Source organism: Chryseolinea soli, assembly GCF_003589925.1.
Classification (GTDB): Bacteria; Bacteroidota; Bacteroidia; order Cytophagales; family Cyclobacteriaceae; genus Chryseolinea; species Chryseolinea soli.
Genome location: NZ_CP032382.1, coordinates 7,690,837 through 7,707,564, shown reverse-complemented (window position 1 = coordinate 7,707,564; position 16,728 = coordinate 7,690,837). Strand labels below are relative to the sequence as shown.

The window sequence follows — 16,728 nt, the reverse complement described above, 5'->3', positions numbered from 1 at the left end:
CTTTAGCGAAAGCGGGCGAAGAAAGTTTGAAATATCAAATAGTAAAGGAGCATGAATAAAATTGATGTTTTGGTGATTGGTGCGGGGCCGGCGGGGTCGGTGTCCGCAGCGATGATTCACAAGGCTGGGCTTTCGGTTCGCGTGGTAGAGCGCGAGAAGTTCCCGCGTTTTGTTATCGGCGAAAGCTTGTTGCCGCGGTGTATGGAGGTGTTGGAGGACGCGGAGTTTTTAGATGCCGTAAAAGCAAAGAAATTTCAAGAGAAGTTCGGCGCGAAGTTTATGAAGGAGGAGAAAGTTTCCGACTTCAATTTCTCCGATCAATTTTCAAAAGGCTGGACGTGGACCTGGCAAGTGCAGCGCGCGGAGTTCGATCTTACCCTCATCACCGATGTACAACGCCGCGGCGTGCCGGTGGATTTTGAGACAACCGTGACGGCCATTGAATTCCTGCCCGACGAAAGTTCGATCACCAGCGTAGAGAAAAAAGACGGCACGACCGACAAAATAGAAGCCCGCTTCATCATCGATGCCAGCGGCTATGGGCGCGTGATCCCGCGCTTGTTCAACCTGGACAAACCATCCAACCTGGACCCGCGCAAGGCCGTGTTCGCCCATGTGAACGACATTCACCGCAACAACCACGACGAACCAAACCGCATCATCGCCGTGATGTATGCGCCGGGCATTTGGTCGTGGATCATCCCATTTTCCACCGGCGTGACCTCGCTGGGTTTTGTGGGCAGCTTTGACTACTTCAATGCGATGGGCGGCGATCCCTCATCCCAGTTCAGAACCTTCATCGATGGCAACGCCTATCTGAAACAACGCTTTGGCGATGTGGAGTGGGTGTTTGAGCCCCGGAAGCTGGAAGCCTGGTCGGCAACCACTGATAAGTTCTATGGACACGGCTTCGTGCTCACGGGCAACGTGACGGAGTTCCTGGATCCTATTTTCTCTTCGGGTGTGATGTTCGCCACCGTATCGAGCCACACCGCCAGCAAGATGGTGATCCGCAAGTTGAAGGGCGAGAACGTCGATTGGGACAATGACTATACGAATTTTATCCGCCAGGGTGTAGACACGTTCAGGACCTACGTCATGGCCTGGTACGACGGCACGCTGGAGAAAATATTCTTCTCCAAAAATCCCGACCCCGAGATCAAGCGTCAGATCTGCTCAGTGTTGGCGGGCTATGTGTGGGATCAAAGCAACCCGTATGTGAAAGATCACGCCGGGTCGCTGAAACGCCTGGCAAAATTGATCGACGTGCGTGAACGATTAGACGCACTCTGATCCGTGTCTGCCATCACCCGATATTGCCGCATCTACAACCGCACCCTGTACAACCAGGGTAAGCCGGTTTTTACCCAAACGGAAGGCACCCTGGACGATTTCCTGGACGCGGCCCTGCAAGCCATGAGCATCCCATACCCGAAATTCTACAAGATGGACCGCGCGTCCAAACTGGGGTTCCTGGGAGCGGAGATGCTGGTGAAGGACGCCCCCTTGTTGCCGCGCTATGCACCCGAGCAAGTGGCCCTGGTCCTGGCCAATGCCCACGCCAGCCTGGATACCGACATTCGTTACTACGAGTCGACCAAAACGCTGGCGAGCCCGGCCTTATTTGTGTATACGCTCGCCAACATCGTGGCCGGCGAGATTTGCATCCGGCAGGGCATAAAAGGAGAGAATGCCTTTTTTGTGACGCCCGCGTTCGACCCGGTCTTGCTGCACACCTACGTGGAGCTGGTGATGGCCACCGACAAGACCCAGGCCTGCCTGGCGGGCTGGGTAGATGTTCTGGGTGAGCAACACGATGTTTTCTTATATTTGCTGGAAAAACAGCAACCGGCCGGAACGCCGGAACATACTGCAGAACAACTTCGAAAACTTTATCAGTGAATTATGGAACAGTTGATGGCCGATCTGAAAAAGCAGATCATCGAGGCGTTGAATTTGAAGCATTTGAAACCCGAAGATATCGGCGACGATCAGCCGCTTTTTGTGGAAGGTTTAGGACTCGATTCGATCGACGCCCTGGAACTGATCGTGCTGCTGCAGCAACACTACAACATTAAGCTGGCCAATCCGCAAGACGGCCCGCAGATCTTCAAATCGGTGAAGACCATCGCCGAATACATCCGGGCCAACAAACCTTCCTGATCCTTGAAAGGCACCGTGCATGTAGCCGGCACCGGCATCATCTCCGCCATCGGAAATTCCGTCTCCGAAACGCTGGCCGCATTTCAGGCCCAGCGCTCCGGCATCGGGCACATCACGCTGTTTGATTCAGTCTACAAGAATGTGCTTCCGGTAGGAGAGGTCAAGCTTTCCAATGCCGAGCTTTGTGATATACTTTGGATGCCCGCCCACACATCGCGCACGGCGTTGCTGGGGATCTATGCGGCAAGAGAGGCCGTAAAAGCGTCGAAGGTGGACATAAAGCGTTGGCGCACCGGCGTGATCTCGGCCACGACCGTGGGAGGGATGGATCGAACCGAAAACTTTTTCATCGACTATCTCGCCGACAACGCCAAGGGCAAACTGCGCAACGTGCTGCATCACGAATGCGGTATGTCGACGGAACTGATTGCCGATGACCTGGGGGTGAATGGATTTATTTCCACCATCAACACGGCATGCTCTTCGTCGGTGAACGCCATTGCGCTGGGATCGCGGCTCATCAAGCACAACCAATTGGATGTGGTCATTGCCGGCGGGACCGATGCGCTTTCGAAGTTCACCTTGAATGGATTCAACAGCCTCATGATATTGGATCAGCAACCATGTCGTCCGTTCGATGCGAGTCGCAGCGGGCTGAACCTGGGTGAGGGCGCGGCCTTTGTCGTGCTCGTGTCGGATCGTGTCCTGGAAGCGGAGAAAATAAAAGCTTCGGCGTATGTCAATGGATATGCCAACACGAACGATGCCTATCACCAAACGGCGTCTTCCCCGGAGGGGCGCGGGTCGTTTGGGGCCATGCAAAAAGCGCTGGCCATGAGTGGACTTTCACCGCAGGATATCGACTACATCAATCTGCACGGCACCGGCACGTTGAACAACGACCTCTCGGAAGGCACCGCCATCGCGCGGCTCTATGGCGACCGTTATCCGAGGCTTAGCTCCACCAAAGCATTTACCGGTCACACGCTCGGCGCCAGTGGAGGAATTGAAGCCGTGTTCTCGGTGATGGCGATCCGCGAGCAATGTGTTTTTCCGAACCTGCGTTTTGAAACACCGATCCCCGAGGTGGGCATTGTTCCCCAGAAGAGTTTTGAATCCGGCATAGCGGTAAACCATGTGATGAGCAACTCCTTTGGTTTTGGAGGCAATTGCTCTTCCATCATATTCTCAAAAAATTAAAACGGCCCTTCCGGTCGGCGAAAGTATAGCGTATGGCGATCTACATCAAAGGCAAAGGCAACATCTCACCGCAGCAGACCTGGGGTGAAACATCGTTGCTGGAAACGCCCGTGCTGGCCAACGGAAATCGCTTCACCTGCGTGGAACCGGACTACACGCAATACATGGACGTGCGCCAACTGCGCCGCATGAGCCGCATTTTGAAAATGGGTGTAGCCTCGGGCAGCATGGCCTTGAAAGAAGCTGGCATCACTATTCCCGACGGCATCATCACCGGCACCAGCTATGGATGCCTGGAGGACACCGGAATTTTCCTCAGCAAAATGATCACCAACGTCGAGCATGCGCTCAACCCGACGCCGTTCATCCAATCCACACACAACACCATCGGCTCCCAGATAGCCTTGTTGTTGCAATGCCAGGGCTACAATCAAACCTATACGCAGCGCGCATTTTCATTTGAGAATGCGTTGCTGGATGCGTTGATGGAATTGCAGGAAACCCCCGCCCAGCATTTTTTGGTGGGTGCCGCCGACGAGATCACCGACACCAGTCACGCCATTCAAAAACGCTTTGGAATCTTCAAAGACGAACACCACGCCGGTGCCATAAACGGAGAAGGCGTAGCGTATTTTGTTTTGTCAGGAGAGAAGAGCAGTAAGGACAAGGTCTCGATCCATTCCCTCGCAACATTTTATCATGCCGACGAAACGGCATTGAACAATGGCGTTCATCAATTTTTAGCCGATGCCAATCTGAAGACAGCAGACATTGACTTGCTTTTAATGGGAACACAAGGCGACGCTTCAGATGAAGAAGTTTTACAAAACACAGCCGGCTCACTTTTCCCTTCCAGCGCCAAGGGCTACTTCAAACATCTTTCTGGTGAATATCCCACGGCCACCGCATTTGCCGTGTGGCTGGCGGCACGGATGATCGAAGCCCAAACCGTTCCGGAAAGCGTGTCGATCGGAAAAGCCAACCGGCCGCTGCAACGCGTGCTGATCTTTAATTCTTACTTTGGTAAATACCACTCGTTGATTTTACTCGAAGCATGCTGAAATACAAAACCATCACGATCGTGTTCATCGTTACCCTGGCAGCCATACTGGTGTACGATGCCATGGAAACTTTGCCGTGGTGGTGCTATTTGATCCTGGCGATTATTTACTTAGGTATAGTCGGATATGGGACCTCGGTATTGTCGGCGCAGTTTTTTCTCCCGGTGCGATACAAGGGTGATCAAGCGTCCAACAGCATCGCCATCACGTTCGATGATGGGCCTATTCCGGGCAACACCGAGAAAGCCCTGGAGATCTTAAAGACGCGCGGCGTGAAGGCAGCGTTCTTCTGCATCGGCAACCGCATTGCTGCTCATCCTCAATTAACAAAAGAGATCCATTCCGCAGGCCACTTGGTCTGCAATCATAGCTACTGGCATGCCGCCACGTTCGATCTGCAGACCGCTGCGCAAATAGGCAAAGAGTTGACCGATACCGACAAGGTCATCGAAGAAACCATTGGGGCAAGACCCGCTTTCTTTCGCCCTCCCTATGGCGTGACCAACCCCATGCTGGCCTCAGCCGTGAAGAAGGGCGGATACAAAACCATCGGGTGGAGCGTGCGGTCATTCGACACCGTGAGCAAGGACGCCGCCATGTTGATGCAGCGCGTGACAAAATCCCTGAAAGGTGGCGACGTCGTGCTGTTTCATGACTACTGTGATATCACCCTGGAGATACTCCCCGCGTTCCTGGATCACGTGGCAAAACGTGGATTGAAAATTGTGAGGGTAGATGAATTATTGAACGAGCGAGCATATGCGTGATATAAGAACAACCATTTTTTTCAAGACGCTGGGATTGCTCATGAGCATCGGGTTGCTGATTTCCCATCCCGCGAAAGCGCAATACACCGGCTTCAAACCGGTGGCCGACCTGGCGGCGTTCAAAAAACAATTCGCCACCGAGTCGGCAAAAGTGTCGACGATCACCAGCAACTTTACCCAGGTAAAAACGCTGACGGCACTCACGGAGACGATCACGTCCACCGGTAAATTCTGGTTTCAGCGCAGCAACCGCGTGCGCATCGATTATCAAAAGCCCTTTCACTACCTGATCGTGATGAACGGCGACAAAATGCTCGTCAAGAACGATCAGAAAGAAAACCGGATCAACGTAAAATCCAATAAGCTCTTTCAACAGGTCAATCGCATCATGATCGATTGTGTGCAGGGCACCATCCTCGATAGTAAAGATTTTACCACGAAAGTGTTCGAGAACGACAAAGGCTATTTGCTGGAGATGACCCCCACTTCGAAAGCGTTGAAGGAATTCTTTCAAACCATCGTGTTGCAGGTGGAGAAAAAAGATTACACGGCCCGGTCTATCGAAATGAATGAACCCTCGGGCGACAAAACGGTGATCTCGTTTACCGACAAAACCTTAAACACCACCCTGTCCGATGCGCTGTTTTCTCTTTAGCATCGGCTGTCTTCTGCTCATGCGATGCGCGTCCGACTACAAGGGGCTGCAAGCAACGGCCCCCGATGCCGTTTGCGCCGCCAAGGTGGTTCCGGCGCGTGTAAACACCTCGTGGTACAATGCCGATGTGGACGTGGTGGGCAGGCACATCAGTGGCTTGCTGCTGGTGAAACACATGCCCGACAGCTCCTACCGTGTGGTGTTCACCAACGAAGCCGGGGTGACGTTCTTCGACTTTGGGTTCCTCACCAACGGCGACTTTAAAGTATACAATGCCATCCACCAGCTCAACAAAAAAGCGGTGATCCAAACCCTTCGGAAGGACTTTGAACTGGTTTTAGGGCTGCCGTTCCGGCAAGGCGTTTACCAGCGCTGGACGGAGGGAGAAGAGGTTTTCTTTGGAGTGGCGCAAAAAAAGGAAACTGCCTATTTCATTACCAGCAAAGATTGTGCTTCTTTGCGCAGGTTGGAATGGGGCGCTCCCCGGAAACGCAAGGTGACGGTGCTACTGCCCGGTTCGCCTTATCCCTCGCCGGACATGCTGGAACTGAAGCACCACACGTTCAACATGCAGATTAAACTGGCACGTATCACAAAAGAATGATGTTGCTCAACGATTTTTATACGCTCTCACACCACGAAGCCACACCCGGCACCGTGAAAGCCACGCTTGCCCTCCGCCGCGACCACAAGATCTTCGAGGGTCACTTTCCCGGCTTGCCCATCGTGCCCGGGGTGTGCATGATGCAGATCGTACGCGAGTTGATGGAGGTCACCACCAAAAAGACCTTGCGCATCGCCGAAGCCGATAACATGAAGTTTCTTTCTGTGATCAACCCCGATCAGAACAAAGATGTTGAGGCCAGTCTTTCTTATACGGAGGAGCCCGGCCAATGGATCGTGAACGCCACGCTGTTTGCCGGTGCGGTCACCTTCTTCAAATTAAAAGCCACGCTGAAAATTGCCTGATGGAACCAGCAGCATTCCAAGCGTTATGTAAGCAAAAGAAAGTATGCGTACTGGTACCGACCTACAACAATGAACAGACGGTCGGCCAGGTGATCCGCGACGTGTTGGAATATACCGACCAGGTGATCGTGGTCTGCGACGGCGCGACGGATTCTACGCCTGAAATCTTAAAACAATTTCCTCAAATCGATCTCGTCAGTTATCTCCCCAACAAAGGAAAAGGTTACGCCCTGCGGCAAGGGTTTAAGCGCGCCGTGGATATGGGATACGACTATGCTATTACGATCGATTCGGATGGACAACACTTTGCCGTGGACCTTCCCAAATTCATCACAGCATTGGAAGAGCATCCGGCGGCAGTGATCATTGGTGTGCGCAACATGGACCAGGCCAGCGTGCCGGGCAAGAGCAGCTTTGGGCACAAGTTCTCCAACTTCTGGTTTTGGGTGGAGACAGGGTTGAAACGCAACGACACACAAAGCGGCTACCGGCTTTACCCGGTGAAACTGTTAGAAAGGACTTCTTTCATCACGCGGAAATTCGAATTCGAGATCGAGGTGCTGGTGCGTTCGTCGTGGCGCGGCATCGAGATGGCGGAAGTGCCGGTGCGGGTTTTCTATGCGCCCCGCGAAGAGCGGATTTCGCATTTCCGGCCGTTCAAGGATTTTACGCGCATCAGCATTTTAAACACGTTCCTGGTCACCATCGCCCTGTTGTACATCCACCCCCGCGACTTCTTCAGGAGCTTTAAAAAAAAAAATTCAGTGAGTTCGTCCGCGAGCAGTTATTCGCGGAGCATGAATCCGACGCCGTCAAAGCCCTCTCGGTAGGCTTTGGTATTTTTATGGGCATCGTTCCCTTGTGGGGATTTCAGTTGATCATTGCCATAGCGCTATCGTTTGCTTTGAAATTGAACAAGGCGCTGGTCATTATCGCGGCCAACATCAGCATACCGCCCATGATCCCGGTCATCCTCTTTTTGAGCCATTACACAGGCCGGATTTGGATGGGCGAGAAGGCACAGTACCTCTCGTTCAGCAAGGACATCACGCTGGAGCTGATGTGGCAAAACTTTTTCCAATATGTTCTCGGTGCCACCACGCTGGCTGTCGTGGCAGGTGTTATTTTTGGGGGATTGACCTACGTGGGGTTGAAACTCTTTAAGCGTCGGCAATCCTGATTATGGCCCGGATCTTTCTTTCCCTGTACGATTTCTTTCAGCGGCGCAAGCCCTTGTTCTGGGCGGTGTTCCTGGGGCTGTTCGCCTTGTTGGCGGCGGGCGCATCACAGATCGAACTGGAAGAAGATATCACCAAATTTTTCCCGGACGACCCCCGGGTGGAGGAACTGAACTACGTTTTTAAGAACTCCAAATTCGTGGAGCGCATGGTGATGATGGTGTCGGTGAAAGACAGCACCACCACACCCGAACCCGACAGCCTCATCGCCCGTGCCGAAGCCATCGCCGCCCGCATCGACACGGACCTGAAACCCTATGTGAAGCAAATGGTGACGCGGGTCGACGACGAGAAGGTGATGGAAGTGTTCCGCGCCATCCAAACGCAACTGCCCATCTTCCTCGATGAAAAAGACTACCGGCAGTTGGATTCCTTGAGTCGCCCGGAGAATGTTCAAAAGATATTGAATGAAAATTATCAGCAATTGATCTCGCCGGCGGGCATGGCGTTGAAAAAGATCATTGTACAGGATCCGTTGGGTTTTTCTTTCCTGGCTTTAAAGAAACTGCGTCAACTCCAGTATGACGAAAATTTTGAATTGTACGATGGTTACATCATCACGAAGGATCACCGGCATTTGCTATTTTTTATTCAGCCGGTGTACGGCCCCAGTGAAACGGGCAACAATACAAAATTTATTGCCGCGCTGAACCAGATCGTCGAAGAGACCACACCCGTCAATTCGCCGGTGATGTCGTCTTACTTTGGGGCGTCGGCTGTGGCGGTAGGCAATGCTACACAATTGCGCAGCGACTCGATGCTCACGGTGAGCCTGATGGTCGTGTTGCTGGCCGTGTTGCTGATTGGCTATTTCAGGAAGAAACGCGTGCCGTTTCTGATTCTGATCCCCGTGCTGTTTGGCGGTGTGTTTTCGCTTTGTTGTATCTATCTGTTGAAGGGAACGGTCTCCATCCTGGCCCTGGCGGCGGGTTCGGTCATCCTGGGCATTGCCGTAAACTATTCGTTGCATTTCCTGGCTCACCTGAAGCACACCCACGATGTGAAGCTGGTCATCAAAGACCTGGTGGCCCCCATGACGCTGGGCAGTGCCACCACGGTGCTGGCGTTTTTCTGTCTGCAGTTTGCTAACGCGGCGGTTTTGCGTGACCTGGGTTTGTTTGCAGCGTTCAGTCTGATCGGGGCGTCATTGTGTTCGCTGATTTTTCTGCCGCATTTTATTTCCGCGCAAATGTTCCCCGTTCATGCAGAGGAGGAAGGAAGAATCGAGCGCCTGCTGTTGCAGTTCGAATCGCCTAAAGTGATGGTGATCATCATTCTCCTGGCAACCCCTGTTTTTCTCTACTTCGCAGGACGCGTTTCTTTCAACAGCGACATGGGTAAGTTGAACTTCATGCATGAAGAGACACGCCAGGCCCAGGAGCGTTTGGAGAAGGTAAACAAAGCTTCGCTCAGCGCAGTCTATGTTGTTTCGACGGGACGTACACTCGAAGAGGCCCTCAGGAAAAATGAGCAAGCCACCCCGGTATTGCAATCGTTGAAAGACACCCACGCCCTTCATAAATTTTCCTCCGTATCGCTCTTCCTCATTTCCGATTCGCTCCAACGCGTGCGCATCGCCCGTTGGAATGAATTCTGGTCACCTCAAAGAAAAGAAACGGTGATGGCCGCCGTGAAAAAGGAAGCCACGGCATTGAAGTTTTCACAACAGGTGATCGACAACTTTGATCAACTCATCACCAAGGCCTATCAACCGGCTTCTTCGGAAGACATGTCTGGCATCCGGGCAGCATTTTTTGATGACTACATCATTGAAAAGGATGGCCGCGCGACCGTGATCTCGCTGGCCAACGTCGACCCGGCAAGGAAACCGTTTGTCTACAAACAACTGGAAGCCACCCCCGCACAGTCGTTCGATCGCCAGATGCTCACCAATCTTTTTGTGGAGTATGTGCACGCGGATTTTAATTTCATCGTCACCTTCACCGCCCTGTTGGTGTTTGGGGCGTTGTTCCTTTCGTTTGGCCGCATTGAGCTCACCCTCATCACCTTTGTGCCCATGTTCATTACCTGGATCTGGATCCTCGGCATCATGGCACTGGCGGGTATTGAATTCAACATCATCAACGTGATGGTGTCGACGTTCATTTTTGGCTTGGGCGACGACTACAGCATTTTCATCATGGACGGGTTGCAACAGGAATATGCCTATGGCAGGAAAAACCTCCCGTCGATTCGCATCTCCATATTGTTGTCGGCGGCCACCACCATTGCCGGGTTGGGCGTGTTGATCTTTGCCAAGCACCCGGCCCTGCGGTCCATTGCTTCTATCTCCATCATCGGCATTGTCTGCGTGTTTATCATGTCGCAGACGCTGGAGCCGTATTTGTTTCGCTGGCTCATCACGAATCGCACAAAGAAAGGCTTTGGACCAAGGACCTGGGTTGGGATTTTGCGCACGGGTTTTACTTATGGATTTTTTGTTCTCGGTGCCATAGCACTTACGTTGATCGGATTTGTTTTTCGCTTGATCCCTTTCGGGAAAAAGAAAATAAAGATCGTGTATCATACCCTGATCCGGTACATCACCTGGGCGCTCATCTTTTTCGAACCCACCGTGAAGAAAAGAGTGATCGGTCGCCAGCCGGATACGTTTTCAAAAGCCAGTGTGATCATTGCCAATCACTCGTCGGTGCTCGATATTTTGCTTTCCACCTTGCTCCATCCCAAACTGATTTTGCTCACCAACGAGTGGGTTTGGAAATCGCCCGTATTTGGCGGGGTTGTGCGATTGGCTGATTACTACCCGGTGACGGAGGGAGCCGAAGAGGGCATCGAGCGATTGCAGGCGCGTGTGGACGAGGGATATTCTGTGGTCGTGTTCCCCGAGGGCACGCGATCCGAGGACGGCAAGCTGCGGCGCTTTCATAAGGGAGCATTCTTTATGGCCGAGGAACTCGGTGTCGCCATTCAGCCGTTACTCATTCATGGGGCAGCGGATGCCATTCCCAAGGGAACGTTCTATCTCAACAAAGGCGAACTCACCCTGAAATTTCTTCCGCGCATCGAACCCAACGATCCTCGTTTTGGAGCAACCTATTCCGAGCGCACCAAGGGGATCAGTCGCTATTTCAAGCAAGAATATGCGGCCCTGGCGAACGAGATCGAAACGCCGGATTATTTTGCCCATCGGTTGATCTCGAATTATCTCTACAAGGGCCCGGTGTTGGAGTGGTATATGCGCGTGAAACTGCGGTTGGAGAAGAATTACGAGCCTTTTCATCGCATGATCCCGCATAAAGCGACCATCCTGGACCTTGGCTGCGGCTACGGATTTCTCGGCTATATGCTGCAATTCCTTTCACCGGAGCGCATCATCACCGGCGTGGATTATGATGAAGATAAGATCGAGACGGCCCGTCATGGTTACGCGCGAACCGGGCGTTTGAATTTCTTCTGCGCCGACGTCACACAATTTCCGTTGGAGAAATATGACGTGATCATCATCAGCGACGTGCTGCACTACCTGGAAACAAATGCACAGGAAGCCTTGCTGACGCGGTGTTTCGAGGCGTTGAACCCTGGCGGCAAACTCATTGTGCGCGATGGCAATGCCGATCTGAAAGAGCGCCACAAGGGTACGAAGCTCACGGAATTCTTCTCGGTGAAGCTCCTCAAGTTCAACAAGTCGGTCAATGCCCTGAATTTTGTTTCGGGCCAAAACCTTACATCCCTTGCCCGGAAACACGGTCTAAAAGTAGCGCAGCAGGATGATGCAAAGTTTACCTCGAATGTTATTTTTGTGTTTGAAAAAAATTGAACAAACCTGAAAATCAGGGTGTTTTGACTTCATCCGGCTAATTTTAAGAATTCATGAACGAATACGATGTGGTGATTGTGGGGAGTGGCCTCGGGGGCCTGGCGTGTGGCACGATCCTGGCAAAGGAGGGCTACAAGGTCATTGTGCTGGAAAAGAACAAACAGATCGGCGGCAATTTGCAGACCTATGTGCGCGACCGCGTGATCTTCGACTCCGGCGTCCATTATGTGGGCGGCTTGGATAAGGGCCAGAACCTCTATCAGCTTTTCCGCTACCTGGGCATCATGGACAAGCTCAAACTCCGGAAGATGGACGAAGATGTGTTTGATGCCATTATGTTTGAAGGCGACCCCGTGGTGTACAAATACGCCCAAGGCTATGAAAACTTCATCAGCACGATGGTCGGTTACTTTCCCGATGATGAAGCGGCCATTCGCGCCTACTGTGACAAGATCAGGGAAGTGTGTCTCCAATTCCCGCTTTACAACCTCCGTAGCGGCGGCGGATTGTTCGATAAAATGTCGGCATTGGAAACCGACACCAAGACCTATCTGGAATCGATCACCGACAATAAAAAACTGCAGAGCGTGCTGGCCGGCAACAACCTGCTCTATGCCGGGTCGGCCTATAAGACACCGCTTTATGTTCACGCCCTCATTGTGAACAGCTACATTGAAAGCTCGTATCGTTTTGTGAATGGCGGCTCGCAGATCGCGCGCTACCTGCACCGCGAAATAAATTCGAGGGGCGGCAAGATCGTGAAGCATATCAAAGTCGTGAAATTCCAGGAAGAAGACGGCGAGATCCGGTATGTGGAAACCGATAAAGGCGAACGCTTTTATGGCAAGCAATTCATCTCGAACATCCATCCCGCCCAAACGTTGGAAATGGTGGAGAGCCAGGTCATCAAAAAAGCCTACCGTCACCGTATTATGAATCTGGAGAACTCCATCGGCACGTTCTATGTGAACGTGGTGATGAAGAAGGACAGTTTTAAACACCTTAACCACAATTATTATTATTTCGAAACCCAGGATCCTTGGGCAGTGGTGAACTACAACGCCGAAAACTGGCCCATGGGCTTTGCCCTTTTCTACACCACCTCCTCGATGAATGATGAGTATACCGATGGTGTCACCATCATGGCCTATATGCGCTACGAGGATGTGGAAAAATGGAAGGATACATTCAACACCGTGTCTGAAGAAGAGAGCCGTGGTGAGGATTATGACGAGTTTAAGCGGGAGAAATCGGAAATCCTGATCGACTATGTGGACCGCAAGTTCCCCGGCTTCCGCGACGCTATCCATTCCTATACGTCGGCCACCCCGCTGTCGGCCCGCGATTACATCGGCACCAGCGACGGCTCCTTGTACGGTTTGACAAAAGATTATCGCGACCCCCTCAAGACCTTCATTTCGCCACGCACCAAAATACCCAACTTATTGTTGACGGGACAGAATCTCAATCTTCACGGGGTGTTGGGTGTAACGGTAAGCTCCGTGCTCACTTGCTCGCAGCTGTTGGGAATGGACTATCTCATCGAAAAGATCAAGAATGCTCAAGAAGTTTCTTAAAGTACTGGCCTGGATATTCGGCATCTTCGTGCTGCTCATCGCAGCGCTGTTGATCTATGTGCGGGCCGTGGCCGTAACGTCACCCCCGATGATCACGCCGACCGATGCCTTTGACGAGGCCGTGACCCAACCGGATTCGGGTCTTTATAAATGGAAGAACGACTGGTTCCGCAAAAGCGAAAGCGGTCTCTATGAGTTGTATGTCGAAGGACCACCCTATGAACGCGGCGTGGCCAACGGCAAACTCACTCACGATCTGGTGCAATACCAGGAACAAGTGTTCACCGATCAGATCCATCGCCTGGTGCCATCGGATTTCTATCTCGGTATGTTGAAATATTTTGTAGGCTGGTTCAACCGCGACCTCGCCGACAACATCTCAACGGAATACAAACAGGAGATCTACGGCGTATCCCAAGCGGCTTCTCACGACTTCGACGATATCGCCGATCCGTATCAACGCATCCTCAACTATCACGCAGCGCACGACATCGGGCATGCTTTGCAGAACATGTCACTGGTAGGCTGTACGTCTTTTGCCACATGGGGTGATCAGTCGGAGGACAGCACGCTGATCATCGGTCGTAATTTTGATTTTTATGTGGGCGATGAATTTGCACGCGACAAGATCATCGCCTTCTACAACCCCACAAAAGGTCACAAGTTCATGATGGTGACATTTGGGGGCATGACGGGTGTGTTGTCCGGTATGAACGATCAAGGCCTCACTGTCACGATCAACGCCGCAAAGTCGGAGATCCCTTCCGCTTCGGCCACACCGGTGTCGCTGGTAGCGCGCGAGATCTTGCAATATGCAACCAACATCAAGGAAGCCCAGGGCATCGCCGCCAAGCGAAAAATGTTCGTCGCCGAATCGTTTCTCATTGGCTCAGCCCGCGATGGCAAGGCGGCCATCATCGAGAAAACGCCCGACGGCATGGATTTTTTTGAGACGAAAGAAAACTACATCATCAGCACCAATCATTTTCAGGGTAAGACGTTGGGCGAGACGCAACTAAATAAAGACCATATGGCCACGAGCGCTTCCCCGTATCGCTTCAAGCGCGTAAAAGAATTGCTGGCACAACAGGGAAAGAACTCCGTACAAAAAACGGCGGTCATCCTCCGGAACCAGCAAGGGCTGGGTGGCGAAGATATCGGCATGGGCAATGAGAAAGCCATCAACCAACTCGTGGCCCATCACGGCATCATCTTCCAACCCGAAAAAGGTTTGGTGTGGATCTCCACTGCCCCGTGGCAACTGGGCAAGTTTGTGTGCTACGATCTCCACAAGATCTTTGCAAAGAACATGACGGCCAATGAAGAGATCATCGAACAAGATCTGACGATCCCCGCCGATTCATTTTTGCTGACAAACGCCTACCGGCAATACGTCAAATTTCACCCCTATAGATTTCCCTTCAATCCGCGGACAGACTTGATACCCGACAGCCTGGTGAAGTGGAATCCGCAGTCGTACCACGCCTACATGCTGGCCGGCGATTTCTATGTGGATCATAAAGAATGGAAAAAAGCGATGCCGTTTTATGAAGAGGGATTGAAAAAAGAAGTGGCTACCCAACAAGAGCGGGAGCACATGCAAAAAAATCTGGAACATTGTAAAGCCGGTATCAAATGATCGTGGGCGTGGGCATGGATATGATCGAAGTGGACCGCGTCATGGAAAAGGTGCGCAAGAATAAAGGCTTTCGCGAGAAGATATTTTCCCCGCAGGAGATCACCTTCTGCGAGGCGCAGACCCACGCCGATCAAAGCTATGCCGCCCGCTTCGCCGCCAAGGAGGCCTTTCTGAAAGCCACGGGCAAAGGCCTGACGCTGGGCTACGACCTGGCCGAAATCGAAGTAGTGCCCGATGCCCACGGCCAGCCCCATCTTCATTTGCATGGAAATTTTAAGGCTATCGCGCTTCAAAACAACTGGAATAAAATACATTTGTCCCTTTCGCACCTCGCCACGGTAGCGTGTGCGGTAGTTATACTTGAGCAATGAGTCATATCCCGGAAATAGAACTGCAATCGGCGGCGGCTATAAAGCGCTATCAGGAAGAAAAATTAGAGACCGCGTTGACCTACCTGGCCACGCATTCCCCATTCTACAAAAAGAAATTTGATGCGCATCGCGTCGACATCCAGGCAATCCGAAGCCTGGAAGACCTGGCCACATTGCCCACCACGACGAAAGACGATTTTCAACAACACAATTGGGATTTCCTGTGCGTGCCGCGCGAGCGTATTGCTGAATACACGAGTACCTCGGGAACGCTGGGTAGTCCGGTGATCGTGGCCCTGACCGAAAACGATCTGCAACGCCTGGCCTACAACGAAGCCATTTCTTTTGCCTGTGCCGACGGCTCGTCCAACGATCTGTATCAACTCATGCTCACGCTGGACCGCCAATTCATGGCGGGTATTGCTTATTATCAAGGCATCCATAAACTGGGAGCGGGCCTCATCCGCGTGGGGCCCGGGTTGCCGGCCATGCAGTGGGAGACCATCCAACGTCTTAAGCCTACGGTGCTCGTAGGTGTGCCCTCCTTCATCGTGAAGCTGATCGAGTATGCCCGGGAGCATCGCATCGATTTGGAGCAATGTTCCATCCAACGTGCCATCTGCATCGGCGAAAGCCTGCGCACAGCCGACCTGCAATACAATGCGTTGGGTAAAAAGATCGTGGACGCGTGGGATCTCAAGCTCTACAGTACCTATGCCTCCACTGAAATGCAAACCGCCTTCACCGAATGTGGCCAAGGCAACGGGGGGCATCACCATCCGGAGCTGATCATCCTCGAGGTGTTGGATGCCAACGACAAATCGGTAAAGCCCGGGGAAGTGGGCGAGGTGACCATCACCACCTTGGGCGTGGAGGCCATGCCGTTGCTGCGTTATAAAACCGGCGACATGGCAGCGGCCTTTCATGAAACCTGTAGCTGTGGAAGAACAACGGTGAGACTAGGTCCCGTCATCGGAAGAAAACAACAAATGATCAAGCTGAAGGGCACCACCCTATATCCGCCCGGAATTTTCGAGATACTGAACCAGGTGGAAGGCGTCGTGGACTATGCCGTCGAGGCGGTGACCGGCGAATTGGGGACGGATGAACTTAACCTTCACATCCTGGCCGTGGAGGAACAAAAAGAAAAAACGGCCGATCGGCTGCGGGCGGCATTCCAATCGCGTTTGCGCGTGGTTCCCACCATCCTGTTCAGCACACCCCCGGCGTTGGAAAAACTCCAGCACGCGGGGAGGAAGATCAAAAAGTTTATCGACAGTCGTAAATAGAAAAGGCTGATGTTTTGCAAC

General features: G+C 52.5%; 16 protein-coding genes. All 16 read left to right on the top strand.

Annotated features, from left to right (window positions below; all coding sequences use genetic code 11):
- Positions 1–51: 51 nt before the first annotated feature.
- The 16 genes from D4L85_RS32115 to flxY are packed head-to-tail and all read left to right on the top strand — an operon-like array spanning position 52 to position 16,707.
- Positions 52–1,293 (top strand): NAD(P)/FAD-dependent oxidoreductase, encoded by a 1,242-nt coding sequence (locus D4L85_RS32115; RefSeq protein ID WP_119758196.1) that lies wholly within the window; start codon positions 52–54, stop codon positions 1,291–1,293.
- Between the two features lie 3 nt (positions 1,294–1,296).
- On the top strand, positions 1,297–1,902 hold the full coding sequence (locus tag D4L85_RS32110) for a beta-ketoacyl-[acyl-carrier-protein] synthase family protein (RefSeq protein ID WP_119758195.1): 606 nt from the start codon (positions 1,297–1,299) through the stop codon (positions 1,900–1,902).
- 3 nt (positions 1,903–1,905) lie between these two features.
- Positions 1,906–2,163, top strand: a complete 258-nt coding sequence (locus tag D4L85_RS32105) for a phosphopantetheine-binding protein (RefSeq protein WP_119758194.1) — start codon at positions 1,906–1,908, stop codon at positions 2,161–2,163.
- Between the two features lie 3 nt (positions 2,164–2,166).
- Positions 2,167–3,363: a beta-ketoacyl-[acyl-carrier-protein] synthase family protein gene (locus tag D4L85_RS32100; protein ID WP_119758193.1), complete on the top strand. Its 1,197-nt coding sequence runs from the start codon at positions 2,167–2,169 to the stop codon at positions 3,361–3,363.
- 32 nt (positions 3,364–3,395) lie between these two features.
- Positions 3,396–4,424, top strand: a complete 1,029-nt coding sequence (locus tag D4L85_RS32095; RefSeq protein ID WP_119758192.1) for a beta-ketoacyl synthase chain length factor — start codon at positions 3,396–3,398, stop codon at positions 4,422–4,424.
- Entirely contained in the window at positions 4,418–5,191 is a 774-nt protein-coding gene (locus D4L85_RS32090; RefSeq protein ID WP_119758191.1) for a polysaccharide deacetylase family protein, read from the top strand. The genes D4L85_RS32095 and D4L85_RS32090 overlap by 7 nt, the downstream gene beginning before the upstream one ends.
- Positions 5,184–5,846: a flexirubin biosynthesis/transport protein LolA2 gene (lolA2, locus tag D4L85_RS32085; RefSeq protein ID WP_228450698.1), complete on the top strand. Its 663-nt coding sequence runs from the start codon at positions 5,184–5,186 to the stop codon at positions 5,844–5,846. Before D4L85_RS32090 ends, lolA2 begins: the two co-directional genes overlap by 8 nt.
- Complete coding sequence (gene lolB2, locus D4L85_RS32080) at positions 5,827–6,450, top strand: flexirubin biosynthesis protein LolB2 (protein ID WP_160144139.1); 624 nt, start codon at positions 5,827–5,829, stop codon at positions 6,448–6,450. The genes lolA2 and lolB2 overlap by 20 nt, the downstream gene beginning before the upstream one ends.
- Positions 6,447–6,815, top strand: a complete 369-nt coding sequence (locus D4L85_RS32075; RefSeq protein ID WP_119758189.1) for an ApeI family dehydratase — start codon at positions 6,447–6,449, stop codon at positions 6,813–6,815. Before lolB2 ends, D4L85_RS32075 begins: the two co-directional genes overlap by 4 nt.
- Positions 6,815–7,645 carry a glycosyltransferase family 2 protein gene (locus D4L85_RS32070; RefSeq protein ID WP_228450697.1) on the top strand — a complete coding sequence of 277 codons (831 nt, stop codon included), beginning with the start codon at positions 6,815–6,817 and terminating at the stop codon, positions 7,643–7,645. Before D4L85_RS32075 ends, D4L85_RS32070 begins: the two co-directional genes overlap by 1 nt.
- Positions 7,646–7,659: 14 nt before the next feature.
- A complete protein-coding gene (locus tag D4L85_RS34895; RefSeq protein WP_236849093.1) occupies positions 7,660–7,995 on the top strand; it encodes a DUF2062 domain-containing protein in 336 nt (111 codons plus the stop codon).
- A 2-nt stretch (positions 7,996–7,997) separates the two neighbouring features.
- Positions 7,998–11,831: a trifunctional MMPL family transporter/lysophospholipid acyltransferase/class I SAM-dependent methyltransferase gene (locus tag D4L85_RS32065; RefSeq protein WP_119758188.1), complete on the top strand. Its 3,834-nt coding sequence runs from the start codon at positions 7,998–8,000 to the stop codon at positions 11,829–11,831.
- A gap of 53 nt (positions 11,832–11,884) precedes the next feature.
- Entirely contained in the window at positions 11,885–13,408 is a 1,524-nt protein-coding gene (locus D4L85_RS32060; protein WP_119758187.1) for a phytoene desaturase family protein, read from the top strand.
- Complete coding sequence (locus D4L85_RS32055; RefSeq protein WP_119758186.1) at positions 13,389–15,047, top strand: C45 family autoproteolytic acyltransferase/hydolase; 1,659 nt, start codon at positions 13,389–13,391, stop codon at positions 15,045–15,047. The genes D4L85_RS32060 and D4L85_RS32055 overlap by 20 nt, the downstream gene beginning before the upstream one ends.
- Positions 15,044–15,418: a holo-ACP synthase gene (gene acpS / locus D4L85_RS32050; protein WP_119758185.1), complete on the top strand. Its 375-nt coding sequence runs from the start codon at positions 15,044–15,046 to the stop codon at positions 15,416–15,418. The genes D4L85_RS32055 and acpS overlap by 4 nt, the downstream gene beginning before the upstream one ends.
- Positions 15,415–16,707: a flexirubin biosynthesis putative acyl-CoA ligase FlxY gene (flxY, locus tag D4L85_RS32045; RefSeq protein WP_119758184.1), complete on the top strand. Its 1,293-nt coding sequence runs from the start codon at positions 15,415–15,417 to the stop codon at positions 16,705–16,707. The genes acpS and flxY overlap by 4 nt, the downstream gene beginning before the upstream one ends.
- The last annotated feature ends 21 nt before the right edge of the window (positions 16,708–16,728 follow it).

Excerpts from the sequence above, each read along its gene's own strand:
- acpS (WP_119758185.1), top strand. The coding sequence starts at position 15,044 with ATGATCGTGGGCGTGGGCATGGATATGATCGAAGTGGACCGCGTCATG.
- D4L85_RS32105 (WP_119758194.1), top strand. The coding sequence starts at position 1,906 with ATGGAACAGTTGATGGCCGATCTGAAAAAGCAGATCATCGAGGCGTTG.
- D4L85_RS34895 (WP_236849093.1), top strand. The coding sequence starts at position 7,660 with ATGGGCATCGTTCCCTTGTGGGGATTTCAGTTGATCATTGCCATAGCG.
- D4L85_RS32095 (WP_119758192.1), top strand. The coding sequence starts at position 3,396 with ATGGCGATCTACATCAAAGGCAAAGGCAACATCTCACCGCAGCAGACC.
- D4L85_RS32070 (WP_228450697.1), top strand. The coding sequence starts at position 6,815 with ATGGAACCAGCAGCATTCCAAGCGTTATGTAAGCAAAAGAAAGTATGC.
- D4L85_RS32090 (WP_119758191.1), top strand. The coding sequence starts at position 4,418 with ATGCTGAAATACAAAACCATCACGATCGTGTTCATCGTTACCCTGGCA.
- lolB2 (WP_160144139.1), top strand. The coding sequence starts at position 5,827 with ATGCGCTGTTTTCTCTTTAGCATCGGCTGTCTTCTGCTCATGCGATGC.
- flxY (WP_119758184.1), top strand. The coding sequence starts at position 15,415 with ATGAGTCATATCCCGGAAATAGAACTGCAATCGGCGGCGGCTATAAAG.
- D4L85_RS32075 (WP_119758189.1), top strand. The coding sequence starts at position 6,447 with ATGATGTTGCTCAACGATTTTTATACGCTCTCACACCACGAAGCCACA.
- D4L85_RS32115 (WP_119758196.1), top strand. The coding sequence starts at position 52 with ATGAATAAAATTGATGTTTTGGTGATTGGTGCGGGGCCGGCGGGGTCG.
- D4L85_RS32055 (WP_119758186.1), top strand. The coding sequence starts at position 13,389 with ATGCTCAAGAAGTTTCTTAAAGTACTGGCCTGGATATTCGGCATCTTC.
- lolA2 (WP_228450698.1), top strand. The coding sequence starts at position 5,184 with ATGCGTGATATAAGAACAACCATTTTTTTCAAGACGCTGGGATTGCTC.
- D4L85_RS32065 (WP_119758188.1), top strand. The coding sequence starts at position 7,998 with ATGGCCCGGATCTTTCTTTCCCTGTACGATTTCTTTCAGCGGCGCAAG.
- D4L85_RS32060 (WP_119758187.1), top strand. The coding sequence starts at position 11,885 with ATGAACGAATACGATGTGGTGATTGTGGGGAGTGGCCTCGGGGGCCTG.